The organism is Ruminococcus sp. AF17-12 (genome assembly GCF_003479245.1).
In the GTDB taxonomy this organism is placed as follows: Bacteria; Bacillota; Clostridia; order Lachnospirales; family Lachnospiraceae; genus Blautia_A; species Blautia_A fusiformis.
The window spans coordinates 59,428-79,733 of sequence record NZ_QUGY01000008.1 but is presented as its reverse complement, the minus strand read 5'-3'; the positions used below and the strand labels follow the sequence as shown (position 1 = coordinate 79,733).

Below are 20,306 nucleotides of genomic sequence, written 5' to 3'. Positions count from 1 at the left end.
TGTTCAAACATTTTCTTGCATAAACCTGCCGGATGATATATATTGATTATCAGTCTATGATAATCGCATTTATGATATGGAGGAAACATGACAAAAATCAAAGATTATATTCAGCTTCATCTGAATATCCTGCTGTTTTCTCTTACCAGCGTTTTTTCCAAGCTTGCATCGGTTTATTACAATAAAGAAGGGCTTCATAGTCCTCTTCTCTATGTATTTCTTTTTCTTATGATCGCAAACTGTGGGATCTACGCCATTGCATGGCAGCAGGTGATCAAAAAATTTTCCCTTTCCACGGCCTACGCCAACAAAAGCGTCTATCTTCTGTGGTCCCAGGTATGGGCTGTGATCATTTTTCACGAAAATCTTTCGCTTCAGAACATCATCGGCATCCTGATCGTTCTGATCGGAGTCTGGATGGTGCAGAGATATGAATAGAACGTTTATGCTGATCATGCTGGCAGGAACCTTTTTTTCGGCAATTTCCCAGGTACTTCTGAAGCAGAGTGCCAATATGGAATACAAAAATCCCCTCCGGGAATATCTGAACTGGAGGGTGATCCTGGCCTATGGTATCTTTTTTGGAGTGTTGCTCCTGAATACCTGGTGCTACACCAAAGTGGATATGAAATTCGGACCGGTGATTGATACTGCCGCCTATGTTTTTGTCCTGCTGTTTTCCTGGCGGATCCTGAAAGAAAAGATTTCACGCGGAAAGATCATCGGAAATCTGATCATCATCCTGGGAATCCTTGTTTATACCTTATGATCATAAAAATGCCGGCAGCTTTATATTCGCTGCCGGCATTTTTTTATTTTTTCTTATTTGCTACGGATACAGTTGTGTATACACCATCTTCATCGAATGTATAGCTCTTTCCGTTTTTCTCAATAGTACAGTTTTTGTACATGATTCCTGTTTCCGGATCAAAATAATATCTCTTTCCGTCCAGTTTGAGCCAGCCTCTCTGCATCTTTCCATTGGAGCCAAAATAATAGGTATGGCTTTCATTGTTTCCGCTCCATGTATAGAATACCTTTTTGACCATAACGCCGTCACCGCCAAAATAATATACATCATTCCTGCTGTTCATGTACCGCACATGTCTCATCATGTATCCGTATTTGGCCTGAAAATAATAATAGTTCTTTCCAACCTTTTTCATGCCTTTTAATGCATGTCCGTTTTTGTCAAAATAATATTTTTTCTCCTTATAGGTGATCCAAGTATTTTTCACAAGGACTCCATTTTTGTCTACATATCTGGAAATATTCTTGGAATCCCTGATCAGCTTTGAACGGCACATTCCTGCGGTCTTATGGATATAATATTTCTTATTTTTCACCTGAACCCAGCCGTATTTTTTGACACCATTGACATAATAAAATTTCTTTCCGTTCTCTGTTGCCCAGCCGGTTTTTCCTTTATAGTTGCTGGTATCCGGTCTGGTGGATGCCTTGTATCCGGTCTGTGCATGCCATCTGGATGTGATGATCTTGGTATAATCAACATAACCGAAGTCAATATCTACAGTAGAATAAGACGGGATTCCCGCAACCAGACCCTTGGTGGTATTCAGATATCCGCCACCGTCACCATCGGTGGACTGCCAGATGGTATATTTGTACTTTTTCTTGTCAGGAGCCGGGATCGTATCACCATACCGCGCAAGCCATACATCATAACCTGTCATCTTGCTCCAGTCAAGCTTGTTGTCATACCAGTCTGTATTGCAGTAGATCATTGGATGATATCCGGCTTTTTTTACCTCATTGCAGAAGGTCTTTGCCAGATCTGCGATCTGTGATGCGGAAAGATTGCGCATCTGATCATATTCAATGTCATAAACCACCGGATAGGATACTTTATATCCATCCATTTTACGGATAGCAAGCTGCGCTTCCTTCAGTGCCTGCTGTGTGTTCAGCGCAAGGCTGTACACATAGGTTCCTGTCGGAATTCCTGCCTTCTCTGCCTGTTTCATGTTGTAATCATATGTCTTATCCAGATGGTTCAGACCATAGGAGATCCTGACAAAGGCAAAATCTACATTAGATTTTTTGACCTGGCTCCAGTTGATGGTATCCTGCCACTCAGAAACATCGATTCCACGTGTGACAGCACCTTCCAGCTTCTGGCCGCTTCCGTTATAGCAGACACCGTTGATCTTCTTCCAGGCCTTTGAACTTACCCTGGAATTCTGTGTTGCCTTCCCGCTGGGGACCTTTTCTTCCTCAGCAACTGCCTCGCTTCGGTCTACGCCTCCGCCGCCCATGGCCATCGCTGTAGTTCCCATTGTTCCTATTCCCAGCAGTGCTGCCATACAGCCTGCCACCAGCCATTTCTTCCAGTTTTTCATTTTAGTTTCCTTCCATAAATTATGTTGTTTATTTGTGCATGACTTTTATTATACATATGAAAAAATGGAAAGTAAAGCCATATATGGAAAAAGGCCGATGTCAGCTTCATACAGCTGAACATCGGTCTTCCGTTATTCTATATATTTCTTTCTGGTACTGTTCGGTAAAGATCACGGAACTTCCGGGTCTGTAGGATCAAAGTTTCCGGCTCCACGGAAGGTTGCCAGCGGTCTGCGGCCTAACGGTCCCTTGAAGGATTCATTGTTAACGTAATTTCCGCTGCTGTAAATGTGGATCGTAGAACCGTTACAGTTCTCAAATACCCACTTCGCATCAGCCACACAGGTACGGATACATCCGTGAGATGCAGGCTGACCAAGCTTCAGGTACTCGCCTGCCGGAAGATTATAAACACTCCTGGTCGATCCGGCTACGGAATGGATAAAGATTCCTCCCTGTCCGCATCCGTCAACATGTGTTCCATACTGTCCCCAGGACGGTCCCATCAGTGGCTGCCATCTCAGACTGCGGGTCAGTCTGTATGTACCATCCCATGTAGGTGTTCCGGAGAGACCTACAGAAACACGGATTGTCTTAACAGGAATCGTCTTGCTACTATTTGTGTATACAGTCATAACACCGTTGGTCTTATCAACCTCCAGGTAATATGGTCCTCCGTAAATACTGGAAACATCATTGCGGCGGTAACCATCCTTATCAAAGTAATACAGTTTTCCATCGATCCATCTGCTTGTATTGGTCAGATACTTGGAACCGCTGTCCGGATCGATATATTTGACCTGATCATAGTAATCGCTGACGATCACCCAGCCGGTGGAAAAACGTCCCTGGCTGTCCAGATAACCATTTACGGAACCACGCTTCATGGATTTATTTGTCACAACGGTATAGTTCTGCAGATAGTACCAGTATTTACCTACCTTCTGCCAGCCTGACTTTTTCAGAACACCGTTGCCGCCTGCATAATACCACTTATTCTGGTAACGGATCAATGTACTTTTATACATCCAGCCTCTGTGCGCATTGGCATCTGATGTTGCAAAGAAATAGTATTTTTTGCCGATCTTTGTTTTTCCTGTTGCAAGCTGTCCTGTGCTATTAAAGTAATAGCTCTTTTTGGAGGACTTGTTTGTTATCATCTGGCTCTTATAGTGGTTTCCGTTTTTGTCAAAGTAAAACCATCCGAAGAACTGGCCTTTTGCGTCGGTCACCTTCTGCCAGCCATATTTTTCAACAACTTTTCCTGCTGTGCTTCCGAAATAATAAATCTTGTTGGATGCACCCGGGCAGCCATGCCAGCAGTTCTTCCAGGAAACTCTCTGGCCATTGCCTCCGAAATAATATCTGCTGCCTTTATACTTCACAAGTTTTTTTGTAATGATGCGGCCCTTGCTGTCTGAAACATAATATGCGTTATTCTGCGCCTTCGCCATTGTATTCGTCATAACATAGCCGCTGGCATTCAGCATATATCGATATTTCTTGGACATTACAGGTGATACATAAACTCCATGTTTCATGATCTGTCCACGTGTGGCAGCCTTCGGACTACAATAGATAAAACGTTTCTGATTTTTGCTGTTTAAAACATATGTCCATCCGCCATAAAAAAGCTTTCCTGGAATCTCTCCTGCCTTTGATGCCGGCTGGAAGTAATACTGATATGTTGTGGAACCGGTTGTCAGCTTCAGGATTCCTGTTCGCGGTTTTCCGTTACGCATCAGTGTATAATAAGCATTTCCGATCTTCTTGATCTTGCCTACAAGGTTCTGAGCCTCTATGGATTTGTAATCACCCTGGGAATTATAATAGCGGAAAACAGTTCCTGTCCATAACCAGTAATTTCTCTTCTGCTGGCCAAGATTGGATGTCCACGGTGTGATTGCTTTTCCGGTGGAATCCGAATACAGGGAAGCTTTGGAGTTTTCGAGGAAATACCATTCTGTCTTCTGTGTTCCGGTATAACCTGCTGCACCTGGCTCACGGGTCATACGGCCGGTTACCAGATATCCGTCTTCATTAAAAAGATAATATCCCACATGTCCGTTGGTATTGATCTTAAGAAGACCATCCTGCGCAGTAAAATAATTATCTTCGATGGAACCTGTCTCTGATACCTGAGAAGCGTTCCCTTCATCCTGGGCAAGAGTCTCTGCGTTATCTACGCTCTCTGATGTTTCGACTGCCGTCTCTGTTTCTACGGGTGCTGTCTCTGCGGATGTCTCCTCTGCAGACACTACATCTGCGGATGCTGTCTCTGCAGAAGCTTCTGCTGCGGATACTTCCTCTGTAGAAACTTCTTCTGCTGCAGTCTCCTGCTCTCCTTCTGCTGACTCATTCTGGAGTACCTGAGCCTGCTCACTCTCTGCTGCACCATCCGGAAGCTCTTCAGTCTGCTGTACCTCCTGTGCTGCTGCAGCTGTTTCATCAACTGTTGTTTTCTGCTCTTCTTCGCTACTTTCTGCAGGATCCTCAGAAGCTTTTCCCTCCGGGGCTGCAGATGCAGCAACCTTCTTTTTGCGGAGTCTGTAAAAACCGTTTGCAGAAACCCAGTCACTTGTCTTGGCAACGACTACACCGTTTACCAGTGATGCTCCGGTAGCAGAAGTTTCCTCTGCCTTGTTGTTCTCTACTTTGTTCTGTACTGCGGTATCTGCTGACGGTGCATCCAGTTCCTGTGCATCACCTGCACTGAAATCATCGCCCGGATCTGTACTGTCTTCTGTTGTCGCATCCGGTGCTTCTGTAGCCTCCGGTGCTTCTGTAGTTTCCGGTGTCTCTGTAATCTCCGGTGTTTCTATAACATCCGGTGTCTCTGCGGGGTTCTCCGGTGTAACAGGTGTTTCTTCTGAACTGTCTGTACTGTCAGTACTACCTGTTTGATCCGCTTCTGTCTCCGGCTGCTGTACAGTCGTTTCCGCTTCATCACTGAATACATCCTCAGCCGGATCGCCGGCTGTCTCTGCTGCCATCTGCACGTCTGTACTTTCCAAAGCCGCAGCGCCGGCTTCCAAAGTTCCGCCCATGCATAATGTCAGACTGAGAAAAATTGCCACAACTCTTCTCTTCACAATAATCCCTCCTGATCATGCTGCTGTAAATAATTATTGTATCTGTTACGTATCATTCGCCCAGTCCGCCTTCGATAAGAGCCACAAGCGCATCTATCGCAGCCTGTTCATCCTCACCCTCGCAGACCAGTGTGATCTCATCCCCGCTTTTAACACAGGCACCCAGAACACTCAGAACACTTTTGGCATTCGCTGTACCTCCGGCATACTGAAATGTTATGGACGATTTGTATTTTATTGCCTCGCCGCACAAAAGCCCTGCGGGACGAAGATGAAGCCCTGACGGGTTCCTGACCGTTACCTTATAACTTAACATTGCTGCTGTCTCCCTTTATATTACTTATCCTTCAAGCCTTGTCCAAAGCTGTGATTACTTACTGACTGCTGCTGTCTACATTGGAAACCTTGGAGATTTTGATCTCGGCGGTTACATCCTCCAGCAGCTTGTAGCCTTCCGGAAGACTGATTTTGATCGGTACTTCGTAGCTTCCCTCCTCCCAGTCATCCATGGAAAGTACTGCTCCCACCGACTTCAGATCAAATTGGGAAAGATCTCCTTCTTCCGCCTGCACCTTCAGTTCAATATCCGCAACTTCAAATGCCAGCTGCAGATCATCAGGCAGACCCTTTACTTTGATATCCTCTGTCGGGAAGCTGTATATCTTACTGCCCTCCGGCAGGATATTGACTGTGATCCAGAGGTCCGTACTGGATCCTGATGTCAGCTTGAGGCCATCCGGAAGAAGCTCTGACAGGTTTACTTTCTTTTCCACGTCATTGCTCTTTCCTGAAATATCCACATTCTCATTGTCTAGATAAATGGTATTTCCCTGAAGTTTCAGATTGTTCAGTGCTTCCTCACTTCCGGCTACGCTGAAAGTCTCCGGTACTGTTGTGACACTATCCACAACATAGCCTTCTGCTGGTTCCCCTGTATATCCCGCACTGATCCGTATATCAGAACGCACCTTCCAGAGCTTTGCCGTGACATTAACCTTTCCGTTGTTGTCAAATTTCAGATAGCTCATGGAATTTGATGAAAGAGTGTCCTGATTCTTATCTGTGATAGTCAGTTCTGCGTCCGTGATCATCGTATCCTGATCGATCCCGTCAAGTTTTGAACTTACATCCACACTCACACTATCTATTTTACCAACCAGAGATTCCGGTCCTGTAATACGGACTTTTTCCGGATTTGCGGTGAGCGAAGCAATCTCCAGCCCCTGTGCCGGCTTGCTGTCATCACTGGTAACATTGATCGCAAATTCTTTGGTCACCTTTTTTTCCAGATGGACACTCAGATTCTGCGGTGATACACTAATGTTTTCCGGCAGTATCCCGGAGCAGGTCGCTGTAATGGGAATCATTACAGGATCTGTATCGGTAGACTGGGCCTGCTGCAGATCCGCAACTGCCTTAATATCACTTGAGGTGAGACGGTTGACTGTCTTCCGATCACCTGTAATATAAACACGTACGGAATTTTCACGGTCATCCTGCATGACCATCTCACCCAGCTGATCCACATAAGCTTCGTTAATGATCTGCACATCTGAGATCACAAAGCCTTTCGTAATGATAGGGTCATCAACATTTACTACGATCAGCCACACCAGGATTCCCACAATAATCGACATGATCTTCAAAGGGATGTTCTTAGTCAGATTTTTCTTCATGTTTCACTCTCCCTTTCAGCAGATTTCTCAGCTTACCGTTGTCAACAACCTTTTTATTCTGAGCAGAAACAAGTACTTCACGAAGCTGCTTGCTGTTAAGCCCTCTGGACAGTTCTCCGCCTCTGGCCACTGAAACCTGTCCTGTCTCTTCCGAAACAATGATCGTAAGAGAATCCGTAGCTTCGCTGATACCCACACCTGCTCTGTGTCTTGTTCCCAGCTGTTTGCTCAGTTCCATATTATCTGAAAGAGGCAGATAGCAGGTTGCTGCTACTACACGGTTCCCACGCACGATCACCGCTCCGTCATGAAGAGGTGTATTATGCTCAAAAATATTGATCAGCAGCTGACTGGTAAGGATACCGTCAATATTGATACCGGTTCTCACATATTCGTCAAGCCGGATCTCTTCCTCGATCACGATCAGTGCTCCGGTCTTAACTTCACCCATATCAAAACAGGCCTTTACCAGTTCGTTGATAGTCTTGTCATTGAAACGCTCCTGCACTTCCCTGCCGGAATCAAAGGGAATAATGTTGGAAACAAACTTCTTCTGTCCCAGCTGCTCCAGCGCCTTCCTCAGCTCCGGCTGAAAGATTACGATCACACCGATCACCAGCACATTAGCCAGGTTCCGGAAGATCCAGAGGATCGTATTCATTTTGAAGATATATGCGACCAGGATAAATCCAAGGACGATCAAAATGCCCTTCAGAAGGGTATATGCACGTGTAAATTTAATCCATGCCATAAACTGATATACAAAAAAGGAAATCAGTCCGATCTCAATGATATCTATCACGCCAAATCCCGGAAGGGAAATCTTCCCCAGATATCCGGCCACAACTGTCAGCACATTCTGCATAAGTCTCCTCCTTTCTTCCTGAGCTATTCCAATCGTTCCTGTTTAAAGATCCTTCAGCGATTCCTCCAGCTGTTTTTCGAAATCGATCTTGTCCAATCCCTGCGGTTTCTCACTTACTGTATTTTCGGAAACCATATCCGGCATCTTTACTGTATGCATTTCGTTCTTCTCAGGAAATACATCATCACTGAAAGACACAACATTGTCTTCTTTTTTTTCTTCTTTTACCGGCTCCGCATTGATCTTTTTGATGCTTCTCTCAGAAGTGGCGACCGTTGCCTTCGGAACGGCTTTTACGTAGTAATAGTACTCATCATCCTCATATTCCAGACGTTCTGTTCTGCTGTAATCTCCGCCAAAAACAAAGAACTCCAGAACAAATCCTGCCAGTACGGAGATCACTGTGGACAGGATCATCGGCACCATGGCTACCGTAATACTAATGCAGAAATCTCCGGCAAGGATAACCAGGATATAGATCACGCCGCCGGCAATGACAGCGATCCTCCATGCATAATCAAACGCCCGTGTTCTCAGAAGGTTCACAAACAGGATCACTACCACAAACGCGATCACCGTGATCCACATTGCCCAGTTGTGGACAAGTCCGTCAGAGATCAGCTTCAGTTTTTCTGTGATCTCTGCGGCAGGATCACTGAGTGCCGCCGACTGTGCATGTACAAACCGTATAAAATAATAGATCACAACACCGCATCCGGCCGGAAGCGCTGACAATGCACTACCCAGCAGGCCTGCTCCGATCGGCATAAGTGCAGGAACACCAAATCCGAAGGAAAGTGGTGTAAGGATCATTGCAAGATTCTGTGACCTGCTGAATCTTAGGAACAGGATCAGCATAAACAGAATAAGAAGCAGCATAAATCCTGCCGTTTCGATCCCGACTGCATAACAGTGCCCGATCATCAACGCAAATCCCATAAACATCATCACGGAAACCGGAAGGATCGAACATACAAGCGCCAGGATCAGGACAACAAAAATATTATCCAGCTGTTTCATGTAGCCCATATTGCTGTTGATCCAGAGAAAATAGGCAAATGCCAGAACAAACTTCAGGACCGGCAGTATATATACTTCATATTGTCCGTAAAATCTTTTGATATTCTGTTTGATCTCAAGTAAAGCTGTCATTTTCTATGTCCTCCTGCATTTCTCCGGACCGGATTTCTTTTTTCCTCCCGCCCGTAGATTTTTTCCAGTCTTGTAAGATCCTGATAATATTCCCTGACACTTTTTTTTGCCCGGAAATATTTCACAGAATACTGGATGTAGGTCAGTATCGAATATACAACAAGCACGATCAGATAACCGACGATGATATAGATCCCAACCTCGACCAGATTAATCTTATTCACATTATCCATAAGATATTCGCTGAAATATGCGGCAACGCCTGCAAGTCCCAATATATATCCGATCGTTACCAGAAAAAAGTTTCTGATCAGTGCAAGTCCAATATAATCACTTCGATAATATCTGCTCACCGGAAGATACTTCCTGCCTTCTCCATGCTCATACATGGCCAGACGGTTCATGATCTTCACTTTTTCTTCATTTACCATAAAAATAACTCCTCATAAGCTTTCTTTATCAGGAAAATCCCCGATATATGATCTGCATTACGCTTTCCATACAGTTATACTGTTTAACTGCAATCAAATTTATTGTAGCATAGTTCCATACCTATGAAAAGTGTTTTTTCGGCTGTTTCATGCCCTTCCTGCGCATATTGTCAGAAAATAAACTTTCTCTGCACCGGCCTCAAGAAGACACATTGCCATGGCATCTGCCGTACTTCCTGTTGTGTATACATCATCCACCACAAGTACAGAAAAACCCGGGATCTTTTCGGTTACCTGATATGCATTTTTCAGGTTCTGACGCCTCTGTATGGCATTAAGTTTTTTCTGAGATCTTGTGCTTCGTATCTTCTTTACCAGATGCTCATTCCATGGGATCCCCGTAAGAACACTGAGCCTTTCTGCCAGATATGCTGCCTGGTTAAAACCTCTCATCCTTTTTTTTCTGGGATGCAGAGGAACGGGAACGATCAGATCAGGCTTCCACCGTTCCAGATATTTTTTTCCGAAGACGCTCATTGCCTTTGCATAAAAATCCCCATATTCCCGACATCCGTAATACTTAAATCGTACCAGAGACTGTCTCCAGACCTCTCCGTACCAGAAAATACTTCTGCCCTCCGTAAAATGATGGGCACCCTTGCGGCAATCTTCACAGTATTCCTCTTCCATTTTTACCGGTCTTCCGCATTTCATACACCTGGGACCGGATATAGGCCTGACCTTTCCGGAACACTCCGGACAGATCAGCCGGTCTTTTTCTTTCAGTATCTGATGACACAGCGGGCATTTTTTCGGGTAAAGCATGTCCAGTAAAAAATCTGCTGTTTTTTTCAAGAAAGTCCTTTCTCCCCGATGGCGCTCTCCTTCTGTTCAGATTCATCCAGCTCCCGGATCCGTCTGTCCAGAGAGCTGTATCTCTGCTGCTGTTTTTCATTACGGATCATCTCCGCAAAAGTGGTCTCGCTGCCTACTACGGTAACACATTTTCTGGCTCTGGTCACTGCTGTATACAGAAGATTCCGATTCATCAGCATCCTTGGTCCGGAAAGGATCGGAAGGATCACTGCCGGATATTCTGAGCCCTGGGACTTATGTATTGTCACTGCATAGGCAAGTTCCAGTTCCTCAAGCTGTTTGAAGGAATATTCTGCCTGTCTGCCATCCTCAAATTCCACGGTGGCCGTTTCCGCAAATTCATTGATCTCCGTCATAATACCGGTATCTCCATTAAACACGCCCACACCTTTATCCACAGGAATCTTGTATCGTCCAAGGATTTCCCACTCCAGCTGGTAATTGTTCTTCACCTGCATCACCTTATCCCCTTCACGGAAAAGGCGCTGTCCGATCTCTTTCTCCTTTTTCTTTTCATCCGGCGGGTTCAGATATCTCTGAAGTATCTGGTTCAGCCGCTCCACACCTAAAAGTCCCTTACGCATAGGCGTGAGCACCTGGATCTCATAGGGCTTTGCATCTACATAACGCGGAAGCTTCTCCTGGATCAGTGCGATCACCACACGGATAATGATGTCCGCGTCATATCTTTTCAGAAAAAAGAAATCCCGGCTCTTGTTATTGATGGTCACCTGCTCGCCCCGGTTGATCTTATGTGCATTCACCACAATATCACTTTCAGATGCCTGGCGGAAAATCTTTTTCAACTCTACTACCGGAAAACAGCCGCTGCGGATAATATCCCTCAGAACATTTCCCGGGCCTACACTGGGAAGCTGATTTTCATCACCTACCAGGATCAGTCTGGTCCCTGCTGTCACTGCAAGAAGCAATGAATGCATCAGTGCGATATCTACCATGGACATCTCATCAATGATGATCACATCCGCTTCCAGCGGATTCTCCGAATTCCTGTCAAAATGAACTGCACGGCCTTCCTGCTCTTCCTCCGGCATTCCATTCAGCTCCAGAAGTCTGTGGATCGTCTGAGCCTCGTATCCGGTAGCCTCTGTCATTCGCTTGGCTGCACGGCCGGTGGGAGCTGCAAGCCGCAGCTCAGCGCCTTCCTCTTCAAAATAACGGATAATCGCATTGATCGTTGTAGTCTTTCCGGTTCCCGGCCCGCCGGTCAGAATGAACAGACCATGACTGGCAGCTGCCGCCACTGCCTGTTTCTGCATTTCATCTAACCGGGTTCCTGTCTCCTTTTCGATCCTGTTGATCCGTTTCTCCATCATCTCCTCATCTTCCGGGCAGAGGATGTTCAGCTCACAGAGCATTCTGGCTGAATTCAGCTCAAGATAATAATATCGTGTGGGATAGACAACTGCACCGTCTTCTGTTTCTTTCAGGATCAGTTTCCGGTCTACTACCATATCCATGAGATGTTTTTCCATGTAGGAGGAATCTACTCCCAAAAGTCCGGATGCCCTGGAAAAAAGTTCCTCCTTCGGGAGATAGATATGGCCTTCTCCTGAAGCCTGTAGGAGAGTATACAACATTCCGCTTCTTATCCTGTAATCTGAATCTGTATGGATCCCGATCCGGGAAGCGATCTCATCTGCGATACGGAATCCCACACCACTGATATCCTCTGCAAGGCGATACGGATTCTCCTGCAGGACTCCATATACAGTCTGCCCATATTTCTGATAGATCTTTGCGCCGAGATTCAGTGATATCCCGTATTTCTGGAGAAAGATCATAGCGCGGCGCATATCTGCTTTCTCCGTCATCTGTTCTGCGATCTCCATGGCCTTTTTTTCGCTGATTCCCTTGATCTCAGCCAGCCGCTCCGGCTCTTCCTCTACAATACGCATAGTATCATCACCGAAACGACGTACGATCCTGGCTGCCAGTGCCGCTCCGATCCCCTTGATCGCACCGGAACCCAGATAACGCTCCATGGCCAGTGCATCCTCCGGCATTTTTTCTACGTAGGAGGCTATCTGAAACTGCTTGCCATACACCGGATGTGTTGTATAATTTCCGGAAGCTTCAATGGCAGCCCCCTGGGTGATCGCAGGAAATGTCCCCACACAGGTCAGTTCCCGTTCCTCTTCCATCCCTTTCAGTACCATGACCGTATATCCATTATCTTCATTTCGGAAGATCACATGATCTATATATCCTGTAACTGTCTCACTCATTTTTTTCTCCATCTGTAAACCTCTGATAACAGCAAAAGGCACTGCAGCTGCAGCGCCTTATCTGTATGAGTTTCCTGCGGCAGTCTCTTCTCTGACCCTGTGCCGTCCAGACGACTCATAACGGTTTACATCCTTGACATGATTTCCGCATATTTTCCTGTTCCGGCAGCCACTACAAGCATTGCATCCTGCACAGTCAATGTGCTGACTCCTGTTTTCTGCTCGATCAATGCATCCATTCCATGCAGCATGGCACCTCCGCCTGTAAGAACGATTCCTCGGTCCATGATATCTGCCGCCAGCTCCGGCGGTGTTTTCTCAAGAACGCCATGGACTGTCTCTACGATCTGTCCGGTCGTTTCCCGCAAAGCGGTCCGGATCTCCTCAGAAGTCAGTGTTGCCACCTTCGGAAGTCCTGTGATGATATTTCTGCCCTTGACCTCCATCGTGCGAAGATCCGCTTCTTCACTGGCTGTTCCGATCTTGATCTTGATATTCTCCGCTGCATCCTCCCCGATAAAGAGGCTGTGCTTCTCACGTACATAATTCATGATCGCATGATCAAAATTATCTCCTGCAACCTTCACAGATGCGGAAACAACCACACCTCCTACGGATACGACCGCAACATCCGTGGTCCCTGCACCGATGTCCACGATCAGATTGCCAAATGGCTTGGTAATGTCTACACCTGCCCCGATAGCAGCAGCAATGGGCTCATCCACAAGAAAAACTTCCCTGGCTCCTGACTGATAGGCAGCTTCCTCAATTGCTTTACGCTCAATCTCTGTGATCCCGCTCGGAACACTGATGCTGACTCTCGGCTTCCGGAACGCTCTCCGTCCCATAGCCTGTGAAATAAAATATTTCAGCATCTTTTCCATTACATTATAATCTACGATCACACCTCTTCGGATTGGCCAGATCACTTCCATATTGGAAGTCAGATGGCTTGCCATCTGTCTGGCTTCCTCACCGATTGCTCTGATCTTCTCTGTATCTTTATCATAAACAACCACAGAGGGCTCTCTTAAAACGATTCCCTTGCCTGTGGAAAACACCAGACTGTTTCTGGTTCCCAGATCGATTCCAATATCCTTTGCCGGCATAAATCCTCCCGCCTGCGTCATACGCATTCTGTATGCTGACGCATTTATGACTTATTCTGTTCCGGTCTGTGCCGGAACGTTCCCGCACTTCATTATATACAAAACCACAGAAATTGAAAAGAACTTTTACCGGTTATTTCTGTTCCAGATATTTTTTCACATATTTACCGGTGTAGGAAACCGGATTCTCTGCTACTTCCTCCGGAGTTCCTCTGGCAATTACCGTTCCGCCTCTGTCACCGCCTTCCGGTCCGATATCAATAATATGATCTGCCGTCTTGATCACATCCAGATTGTGCTCAATGACCACAACGGTGTTTCCTCCTTCAGACAGACGGCGCAGGATCTCGATCAGCTTGTGGACATCCGCAAAGTGCAGTCCTGTGGTAGGCTCATCCAGGATATAGATCGTCTTTCCGGTACTGCGCTTGCTGAGTTCTGTGGCAAGCTTGATACGCTGTGCTTCTCCTCCGGAAAGAGTGGTGGAGGGCTGACCCAGACGGATATAGGAAAGCCCTACATCATACAAGGTCTCGATCTTTCTCCGGATCGACGGTACATTCTCAAAAAATGTCAGTGCTTCTTCCACAGTCATATTCAATACATCATAAATGCTCTTGCCCTTATACTTCACTTCCAGAGTCTCACGATTGTAGCGTTTGCCCTTGCAGACTTCGCAAGGCACATATACATCCGGAAGAAAATGCATCTCGATCTTGATGATTCCGTCACCGCTGCAGGCCTCGCACCGTCCGCCCTTGACATTAAAACTGAAACGGCCTTTCTTGTAGCCCTTTGCCTTGGCATCTGCGGTGGCTGCAAAAAGATCACGGATCTGGTCAAAAACTCCGGTATATGTGGCAGGATTGGAACGGGGAGTTCTTCCGATCGGGGACTGGTCGATATTGATCACCTTATCCAGCTGATCGATACCCAGGATGTCATCATGTTTCCCGGGGATCACTCTGGCACGGTTCAAGTCTCTGGCAAGTCTCTTGTACAGGATTTCATTGATCAGAGAGCTCTTACCGGAGCCGGAAACACCTGTGATACAGGTCATCACTCCCAGAGGAATATCTACGTCGATATGCTTCAGGTTGTTCTCTGCCGCACCCTTTATATGAAGAAATCCGGTTGGTTCCTTCCTCACTTCCGGTACCGGGATCTTCAGCCTTCCGCTTAAATAAGCTCCTGTCACAGACTGCTCATTTTTCATCAGATCCTCAGCTGTCCCCATTGCGACCAGTTGTCCGCCATGTTCTCCGGCTCCGGGGCCGATATCGATGACACAGTCTGCAGCACGCATGGTATCTTCATCATGCTCCACCACGATCAGACTGTTGCCAAGATCACGGAGACGCATCAGTGCCCCCAGAAGCTTGTCATTATCTCTCTGGTGAAGCCCGATACTCGGCTCATCCAGGATATATGCAACCCCCACAAGCCCGGATCCGATCTGTGTGGCAAGACGGATCCTCTGAGCTTCTCCGCCGGAAAGGGTTCCGGTAGCTCTTCCAAGTGAAAGATACTCCAGGCCAACCTCTGCCAGAAATCCAACCCTGGCGCGGATTTCCTTCAGGATCTGTCTTCCAATAAGCTCCTGCTGCTTTGAAAGCTTCAGATCGCGGAAAAAGCCCTGCAGCTTCTGTACCGGCATATTGGTCACTTCATAAATATTCTTATCCGCCACGGTCACTGCCAGTGACTCCTTCTTCAGCCTCTGTCCCTTACATGTGGTGCACGGAGTAATCCGCATAAAGCTCTCGTATTCCTGCTTCATGGCCTCGGAACCGGTTTCACGGTATCTCTGCTCCACATTGCGAATCAGTCCCGGGAACGCCACATCGTAAACGCCCTCTCCCCGCTGTCCTTTATAATAAACCTTCACAGAATGACCGCCGGTACCATGGATGAGGATATCCTGTACCTTCTTCGGATACTCGCAGAAAGGTGTATCCAGAGAAAATTCATATTCCCTTGCCAGGGCATCCAGGATTGCTCTGGAAAAACTTCCCTGCGTAGTACAGGACTGCCATCCGAGAACAGCGATAGCCCCTTCATTGATACTCCGTTTCTTATCCGGAATCATCAGATCGATATCAAATTCCATCTTATATCCAAGACCCAGACACTGCGGGCAGGCACCAAATGGATTATTAAAGGAAAAGCTCCTGGGTTCGATCTCATCAATGCTGATGCCGCAATCCGGACAGGAAAAACTCTGACTGAAATTCAGAAGCTTCCCGTCCATAGTGTCTACTACCAGCAGACCATCCGCCAGATCCAGCACGGTTTCAATAGAATCGGAAAGACGCTTCTCTATTCCCGGTTTCACAATAAGTCGATCCACAACGATCTCAATGTTATGTTTGATATTCTTATCCAGCTTGATCTCCTCAGAAAGCTCATAGAGATTTCCGTCAATCTGCACTCTCACATATCCGCTTCTTCTGGCCTGATCCAGAAGTTTAACATGGGTTCCCTTGCGGCCCCGCACTACCGGTGCAAGAAGCTGGATCTTCTGGCGTTCCGGAAGCGTCATGATCTGATCCACCATCTGATCTACCGTCTGTTTGCGGATTTCCCTTCCACATTTGGGACAGTGCGGGATTCCCACACGGGCATACAGAAGTCGGAAATAATCGTAGATCTCCGTTACCGTACCCACTGTAGAACGGGGATTCCGGTTCGTTGACTTCTGATCAATGGAGATTGCCGGCGGAAGGCCCTCGATACTCTCCACATCCGGTTTCTCCATCTGTCCCAGGAACTGCCTCGCATAGGAAGAAAGTGACTCCATATAACGTCTCTGTCCCTCTGCATAAATGGTATCAAATGCAAGAGATGACTTACCGGAGCCGCTGAGTCCGGTAAGTACCACAAACTGGTCTCTGGGAATATCGACGCTAAGATTCTTAAGATTATTCTCATTGGCTCCGCGTATCCTGATAAAACGCTTCTTATCGTTTGCTTCTGCTGACATGAAAGCCTCCTACTCTGTCCGGTCATAAAAAATACTCCGGTATTCTTCTCAACAGCAGAATCTACCTCTCTTATTCCGCTGTAAAACTTCTGATTTTTTATCAGTATACTGCCAGAACATCCGTTCGTCAAGGTGAAAAAATCGACAAATTTTTCTACAGCAGAAAATCCGCCATCACTCCATTGCTCACATGGATTCCCTTTCTCGAAAGATATATCCTGTCTCCTTTTTGTTCCAGCATTCCGATCTCCAGATGTTTTTTCAGGACCTCTCCGTAAACGTTTTCCATATTTTTTCCGAAATATTTCGCAAACGCTTCCATTGAAACGCCCTCTGTCATCCGAAGCCCCAGAAACATAAACTCAGCCATCTCATCTGCCTCTGTAAGGCTTTCCATATTCTGGCGGATCTTATCCGGAAACGCACTGTTTCCAATATATTCCTTCATATCCGCAGTATTGGAAAAACGCATATGATTCAGAAGTGAAGACGCCCCAAGTCCCAGTCCCAGATAATCGATCCTCTGCCAGTATCCCTTATTATGACGGCATTCCCGTCCGCCTTTCGCATAATTGGAGATCTCGTACTGATGAAACCCATATTCCTCCAGGATCCCTGCCGTATTCTCATACATACGGTACTCCGTATCCTCATCCGGCAATTTCAGCTTTCTCTCCCCGAAAGGAGTGCCTTCCTCAATGATCAGACTATAGGCGGAAATATGTTCTGGCGAAAGCCCTGCCACCGTGCGGAGATTTTTTTCCCAGTCTGCATAGGTCTGTTCCGGAATGGCACTCATCAGATCGATATTGATGTTGGAAAAGCCTGCATCCCTTGCCATAAAAAAGCTCTCCTGAAACTCTTCCCACGTATGGATCCTTCCAAGGATCTTTAATTCCCGATTCTGCGGGGACTGAAGCCCCAGACTCAGCCGGTTGATCCCGTGTTCCAGATATATCTGAAGTTTTTCTTTATATAAAGTCCCCGGATTTGCTTCGATGGTGATCTCAGCATCCGGGGCCACAAAAAACTTATTTCTGATCTGATCCAGCATCTCTCCAACAAGAGACGGATCCGGCACGGAAGGTGTTCCTCCGCCGATAAAAACTGTGGTGATCTCCCTGTCCGAAAAATCCGGAACAGCGGCAATCTCCCTTTCCAGAGCCTGGAAATATTCACGCTGCCTCTCTTTTCCGGCAGGTCCGGAAAGGAAATCACAGTAATCGCATTTTTTTACACAAAACGGAATATGGATATAGAGCTCCAGCGGTTTTTTCGCCTCATTCTCCATCCATGGCTCCTTCCTCTCCACCACTACCTGATGTATCATTATCCTCATCGGAGCTTGTATCTTCACCGGCACTATCCGCATTATCCGTGCTTCCATCCGAAGCAGCCGGTGTCGGTGTCACGCCATCGATCCCCAATGCCTCACTGCCGTTTTCTGCCAGGTACTCATTGACCATTGTCAGATTTCCATTGCTCGTCACTGCATCCGGATCTACGGTTTTCGGATCAGGAGTGGCAGTCGGTTCCGGCGCTGTACTGATTTTGATCACACTTTCCTCTTCTGCATTTTTCTTCTTTGAACCACATCCGGTAAGCAGAGCTCCTGTTATAGCCAGAAGTCCTGCTGCCAGAAACAGTTTTTTTATATTTTTTTTCAAAAAGTCATCTCCTATTTATCATCCAGCTTCAGGACACTCATAAATGCCTTCTGCGGGATCTCCACGTTACCTACCTGACGCATACGTTTCTTACCTTCCTTCTGTTTTTCCAGAAGCTTCTTCTTACGGGAGATATCTCCACCGTAACACTTGGCAAGTACGTCTTTACGCATGGCTCTTACCGTCTCTCTGGCAATGACCTTGCTTCCGATAGCTGCCTGGATCGGGATCTCAAAGAGCTGTCTCGGGATCTCGTCTTTCAGCTTCTCACACATCTTTCTTCCACGCTCGTAAGCAGTATCTGCATGCACGATAAAGGAAAGAGCATCCACTTCTTCTTTATTCACAAGGATATCCAGCTTCACAAGCTCACTTCTCTCATATCCGTCCAGTTCGTAATCCAGGGATGCATAACCTCTGGAACGTGATTTCAGTGCATCAAAGAAATCATAAATGATCTCGTTCAGCGGCAGTCTGTATTTCAGGAGTGCACGGGTTTCTTCCATATATTCCATGCCTTCATACTGACCACGTCTCTCCTGGCAGAGATCCATGATCGCACCAATGAACTCTGTGGTTACCATGATCTCCGCCTTCACCATAGGCTCTTCCATGTATTCGATCTCTGAAGGATCCGGAAGGTTGGTGGGATTGGTCAGCTCGATGATCTCACCATTGGTTTTATAGACCTTATAGATAACACTCGGTGCTGTAGTTACAAGATCCAGGTTATACTCTCTCTCCAGACGCTCCTGGATGATCTCCAGATGAAGAAGTCCCAGGAAGCCGCAGCGGAAACCAAATCCAAGGGCGACCGATGTCTCCGGTTCATAATAAAGGGAAGCATCGTTGAGCTGAAGCTTCTCCAGCGCGTCACGGAGATCGCCGTACTTGGCACCATCTGCCGGATAAAGGCCACAATAAACCATAGGGTTTACCTTCTTATATCCCGGAAGTGCCTCTGCACAGGGGTTGTCCGCATCCGTTACCGTATCACCCACGCGGGTATCACGGACATTCTTGATGCTGGCTGTGATATATCCGACCATACCTGCTGTCAGCTCGTCACACGGGATAAACTGACCCGCTCCAAAATATCCAACCTCCACAACCTCCGTGGTGAATCCGGTCGCCATCATATGGATCCTCGTGCCCTTTTTCACACGTCCGTCCTTCACTCTGCAAAATACGATAACACCCTTATAAGGGTCATAAACAGAGTCGAAGATCAGAGCCTTCAGAGGTGCATCCACATCCCCCGCCGGCGCCGGGACCTTATTGACGATCTGCTCCAGGACCTGGTCTACATTCAGTCCTGTTTTTGCGGAGATCTGCGGTGCATCCTGCGCTTCGATTCCGATCACATCCTCGATCTCATTGATAACACGCTCCGGATCCGCACTTGGAAGGTCGATCTTGTTGATCACCGGAACCACATCCAGATCATGGTCCAGTGCCATATATACATTGGCAAGTGTCTGAGCTTCGATTCCCTGTGCTGCATCCACAACAAGGATCGCTCCGTCACAGGCAGCAAGGCTTCGGGAAACTTCATAGTTAAAGTCCACATGTCCCGGGGTATCGATCAGGTTAAAAATATACTCATTTCCGTCCTTGGCTTTGTATACAATACGAACCGCCTGGGATTTGATGGTGATTCCTCGTTCTCTCTCAAGGTCCATGTTATCCAGAACCTGGGCCTGCATTTCCCTCTCGGTAAGAAGTCCCGTCATCTCGATGATACGGTCCGCAAGTGTTGACTTGCCATGGTCGATATGTGCAATGATACAAAAATTCCGAATTTTACTCTGGTCTATCATTCAGGAAGTCCTCCTTAAATTTCTC

Annotated in this window: 16 protein-coding genes; 2 read left to right on the top strand and 14 right to left on the bottom strand. The window is 46.8% G+C overall.

The genetic code is table 11. From position 1 onward, the window contains the following. Positions 1 to 87 precede the first annotated feature (87 nt). Both DWW77_RS10365 and DWW77_RS10360 read left to right on the top strand, forming a co-directional pair. Positions 88 to 438, top strand: coding sequence for an EamA family transporter (locus tag DWW77_RS10365; RefSeq protein WP_015527420.1), 351 nt, complete (start codon positions 88 to 90; stop codon positions 436 to 438). Continuing rightward, positions 431 to 769: an EamA family transporter gene (locus DWW77_RS10360; protein WP_015527421.1), complete on the top strand. Its 339-nt coding sequence runs from the start codon at positions 431 to 433 to the stop codon at positions 767 to 769. Before DWW77_RS10365 ends, DWW77_RS10360 begins: the two co-directional genes overlap by 8 nt. Before the next feature lie 43 nt (positions 770 to 812). Here DWW77_RS10360 and DWW77_RS10355 read toward each other — a convergent pair whose 3' ends face one another. From DWW77_RS10355 to lepA, 14 genes are all read right to left on the bottom strand, one after another. Then, complete coding sequence (locus tag DWW77_RS10355) at positions 813 to 2,360, bottom strand: glycosyl hydrolase (RefSeq protein WP_022426961.1); 1,548 nt, start codon at positions 2,358 to 2,360, stop codon at positions 813 to 815. 171 nt (positions 2,361 to 2,531) lie between these two features. After that, positions 2,532 to 5,453, bottom strand: coding sequence for a L,D-transpeptidase family protein (locus DWW77_RS10350; RefSeq protein WP_022426960.1), 2,922 nt, complete (start codon positions 5,451 to 5,453; stop codon positions 2,532 to 2,534). Positions 5,454 to 5,505: 52 nt separating this feature from the next. Further along, positions 5,506 to 5,769: an HPr family phosphocarrier protein gene (locus DWW77_RS10345; protein ID WP_015527424.1), complete on the bottom strand. Its 264-nt coding sequence runs from the start codon at positions 5,767 to 5,769 to the stop codon at positions 5,506 to 5,508. Between the two features lie 58 nt (positions 5,770 to 5,827). Continuing rightward, positions 5,828 to 7,129 carry a CdaR family protein gene (locus tag DWW77_RS10340; protein ID WP_059086146.1) on the bottom strand — a complete coding sequence of 434 codons (1,302 nt, stop codon included), beginning with the start codon at positions 7,127 to 7,129 and terminating at the stop codon, positions 5,828 to 5,830. Continuing rightward, entirely contained in the window at positions 7,110 to 7,994 is an 885-nt protein-coding gene (gene cdaA / locus DWW77_RS10335) for a diadenylate cyclase CdaA (protein ID WP_015527426.1), read from the bottom strand. The genes DWW77_RS10340 and cdaA overlap by 20 nt, the downstream gene beginning before the upstream one ends. Positions 7,995 to 8,036: 42 nt before the next feature. Further along, positions 8,037 to 9,146 (bottom strand): hypothetical protein, encoded by a 1,110-nt coding sequence (locus tag DWW77_RS10330; RefSeq protein ID WP_022426958.1) that lies wholly within the window; start codon positions 9,144 to 9,146, stop codon positions 8,037 to 8,039. Continuing rightward, positions 9,143 to 9,577 carry a hypothetical protein gene (locus tag DWW77_RS10325; protein WP_015527429.1) on the bottom strand — a complete coding sequence of 145 codons (435 nt, stop codon included), beginning with the start codon at positions 9,575 to 9,577 and terminating at the stop codon, positions 9,143 to 9,145. The genes DWW77_RS10330 and DWW77_RS10325 overlap by 4 nt, the downstream gene beginning before the upstream one ends. Before the next feature lie 147 nt (positions 9,578 to 9,724). Next, a complete protein-coding gene (locus DWW77_RS10320) occupies positions 9,725 to 10,432 on the bottom strand; it encodes a ComF family protein (protein WP_021651891.1) in 708 nt (235 codons plus the stop codon). Beyond that, a complete protein-coding gene (gene recD2 / locus DWW77_RS10315; RefSeq protein WP_015527431.1) occupies positions 10,429 to 12,702 on the bottom strand; it encodes an SF1B family DNA helicase RecD2 in 2,274 nt (757 codons plus the stop codon). The genes DWW77_RS10320 and recD2 overlap by 4 nt, the downstream gene beginning before the upstream one ends. Before the next feature lie 125 nt (positions 12,703 to 12,827). Continuing rightward, positions 12,828 to 13,811, bottom strand: a complete 984-nt coding sequence (locus DWW77_RS10310; protein WP_022426956.1) for a rod shape-determining protein — start codon at positions 13,809 to 13,811, stop codon at positions 12,828 to 12,830. Between the two features lie 133 nt (positions 13,812 to 13,944). Beyond that, positions 13,945 to 16,794, bottom strand: a complete 2,850-nt coding sequence (gene uvrA / locus DWW77_RS10305) for an excinuclease ABC subunit UvrA (protein WP_110102816.1) — start codon at positions 16,792 to 16,794, stop codon at positions 13,945 to 13,947. Positions 16,795 to 16,948: 154 nt separating this feature from the next. Continuing rightward, positions 16,949 to 18,085 carry a radical SAM family heme chaperone HemW gene (gene hemW / locus DWW77_RS10300; protein WP_022426953.1) on the bottom strand — a complete coding sequence of 379 codons (1,137 nt, stop codon included), beginning with the start codon at positions 18,083 to 18,085 and terminating at the stop codon, positions 16,949 to 16,951. Next, the gene (locus tag DWW77_RS10295) at positions 18,075 to 18,461 is read right to left on the bottom strand and encodes a hypothetical protein (RefSeq protein WP_021651885.1); all 387 of its coding nucleotides are present in this window, start codon (positions 18,459 to 18,461) and stop codon (positions 18,075 to 18,077) included. The genes hemW and DWW77_RS10295 overlap by 11 nt, the downstream gene beginning before the upstream one ends. Before the next feature lie 11 nt (positions 18,462 to 18,472). Next, complete coding sequence (gene lepA, locus DWW77_RS10290) at positions 18,473 to 20,281, bottom strand: translation elongation factor 4 (RefSeq protein ID WP_021651884.1); 1,809 nt, start codon at positions 20,279 to 20,281, stop codon at positions 18,473 to 18,475. Positions 20,282 to 20,306 lie beyond the last annotated feature (25 nt).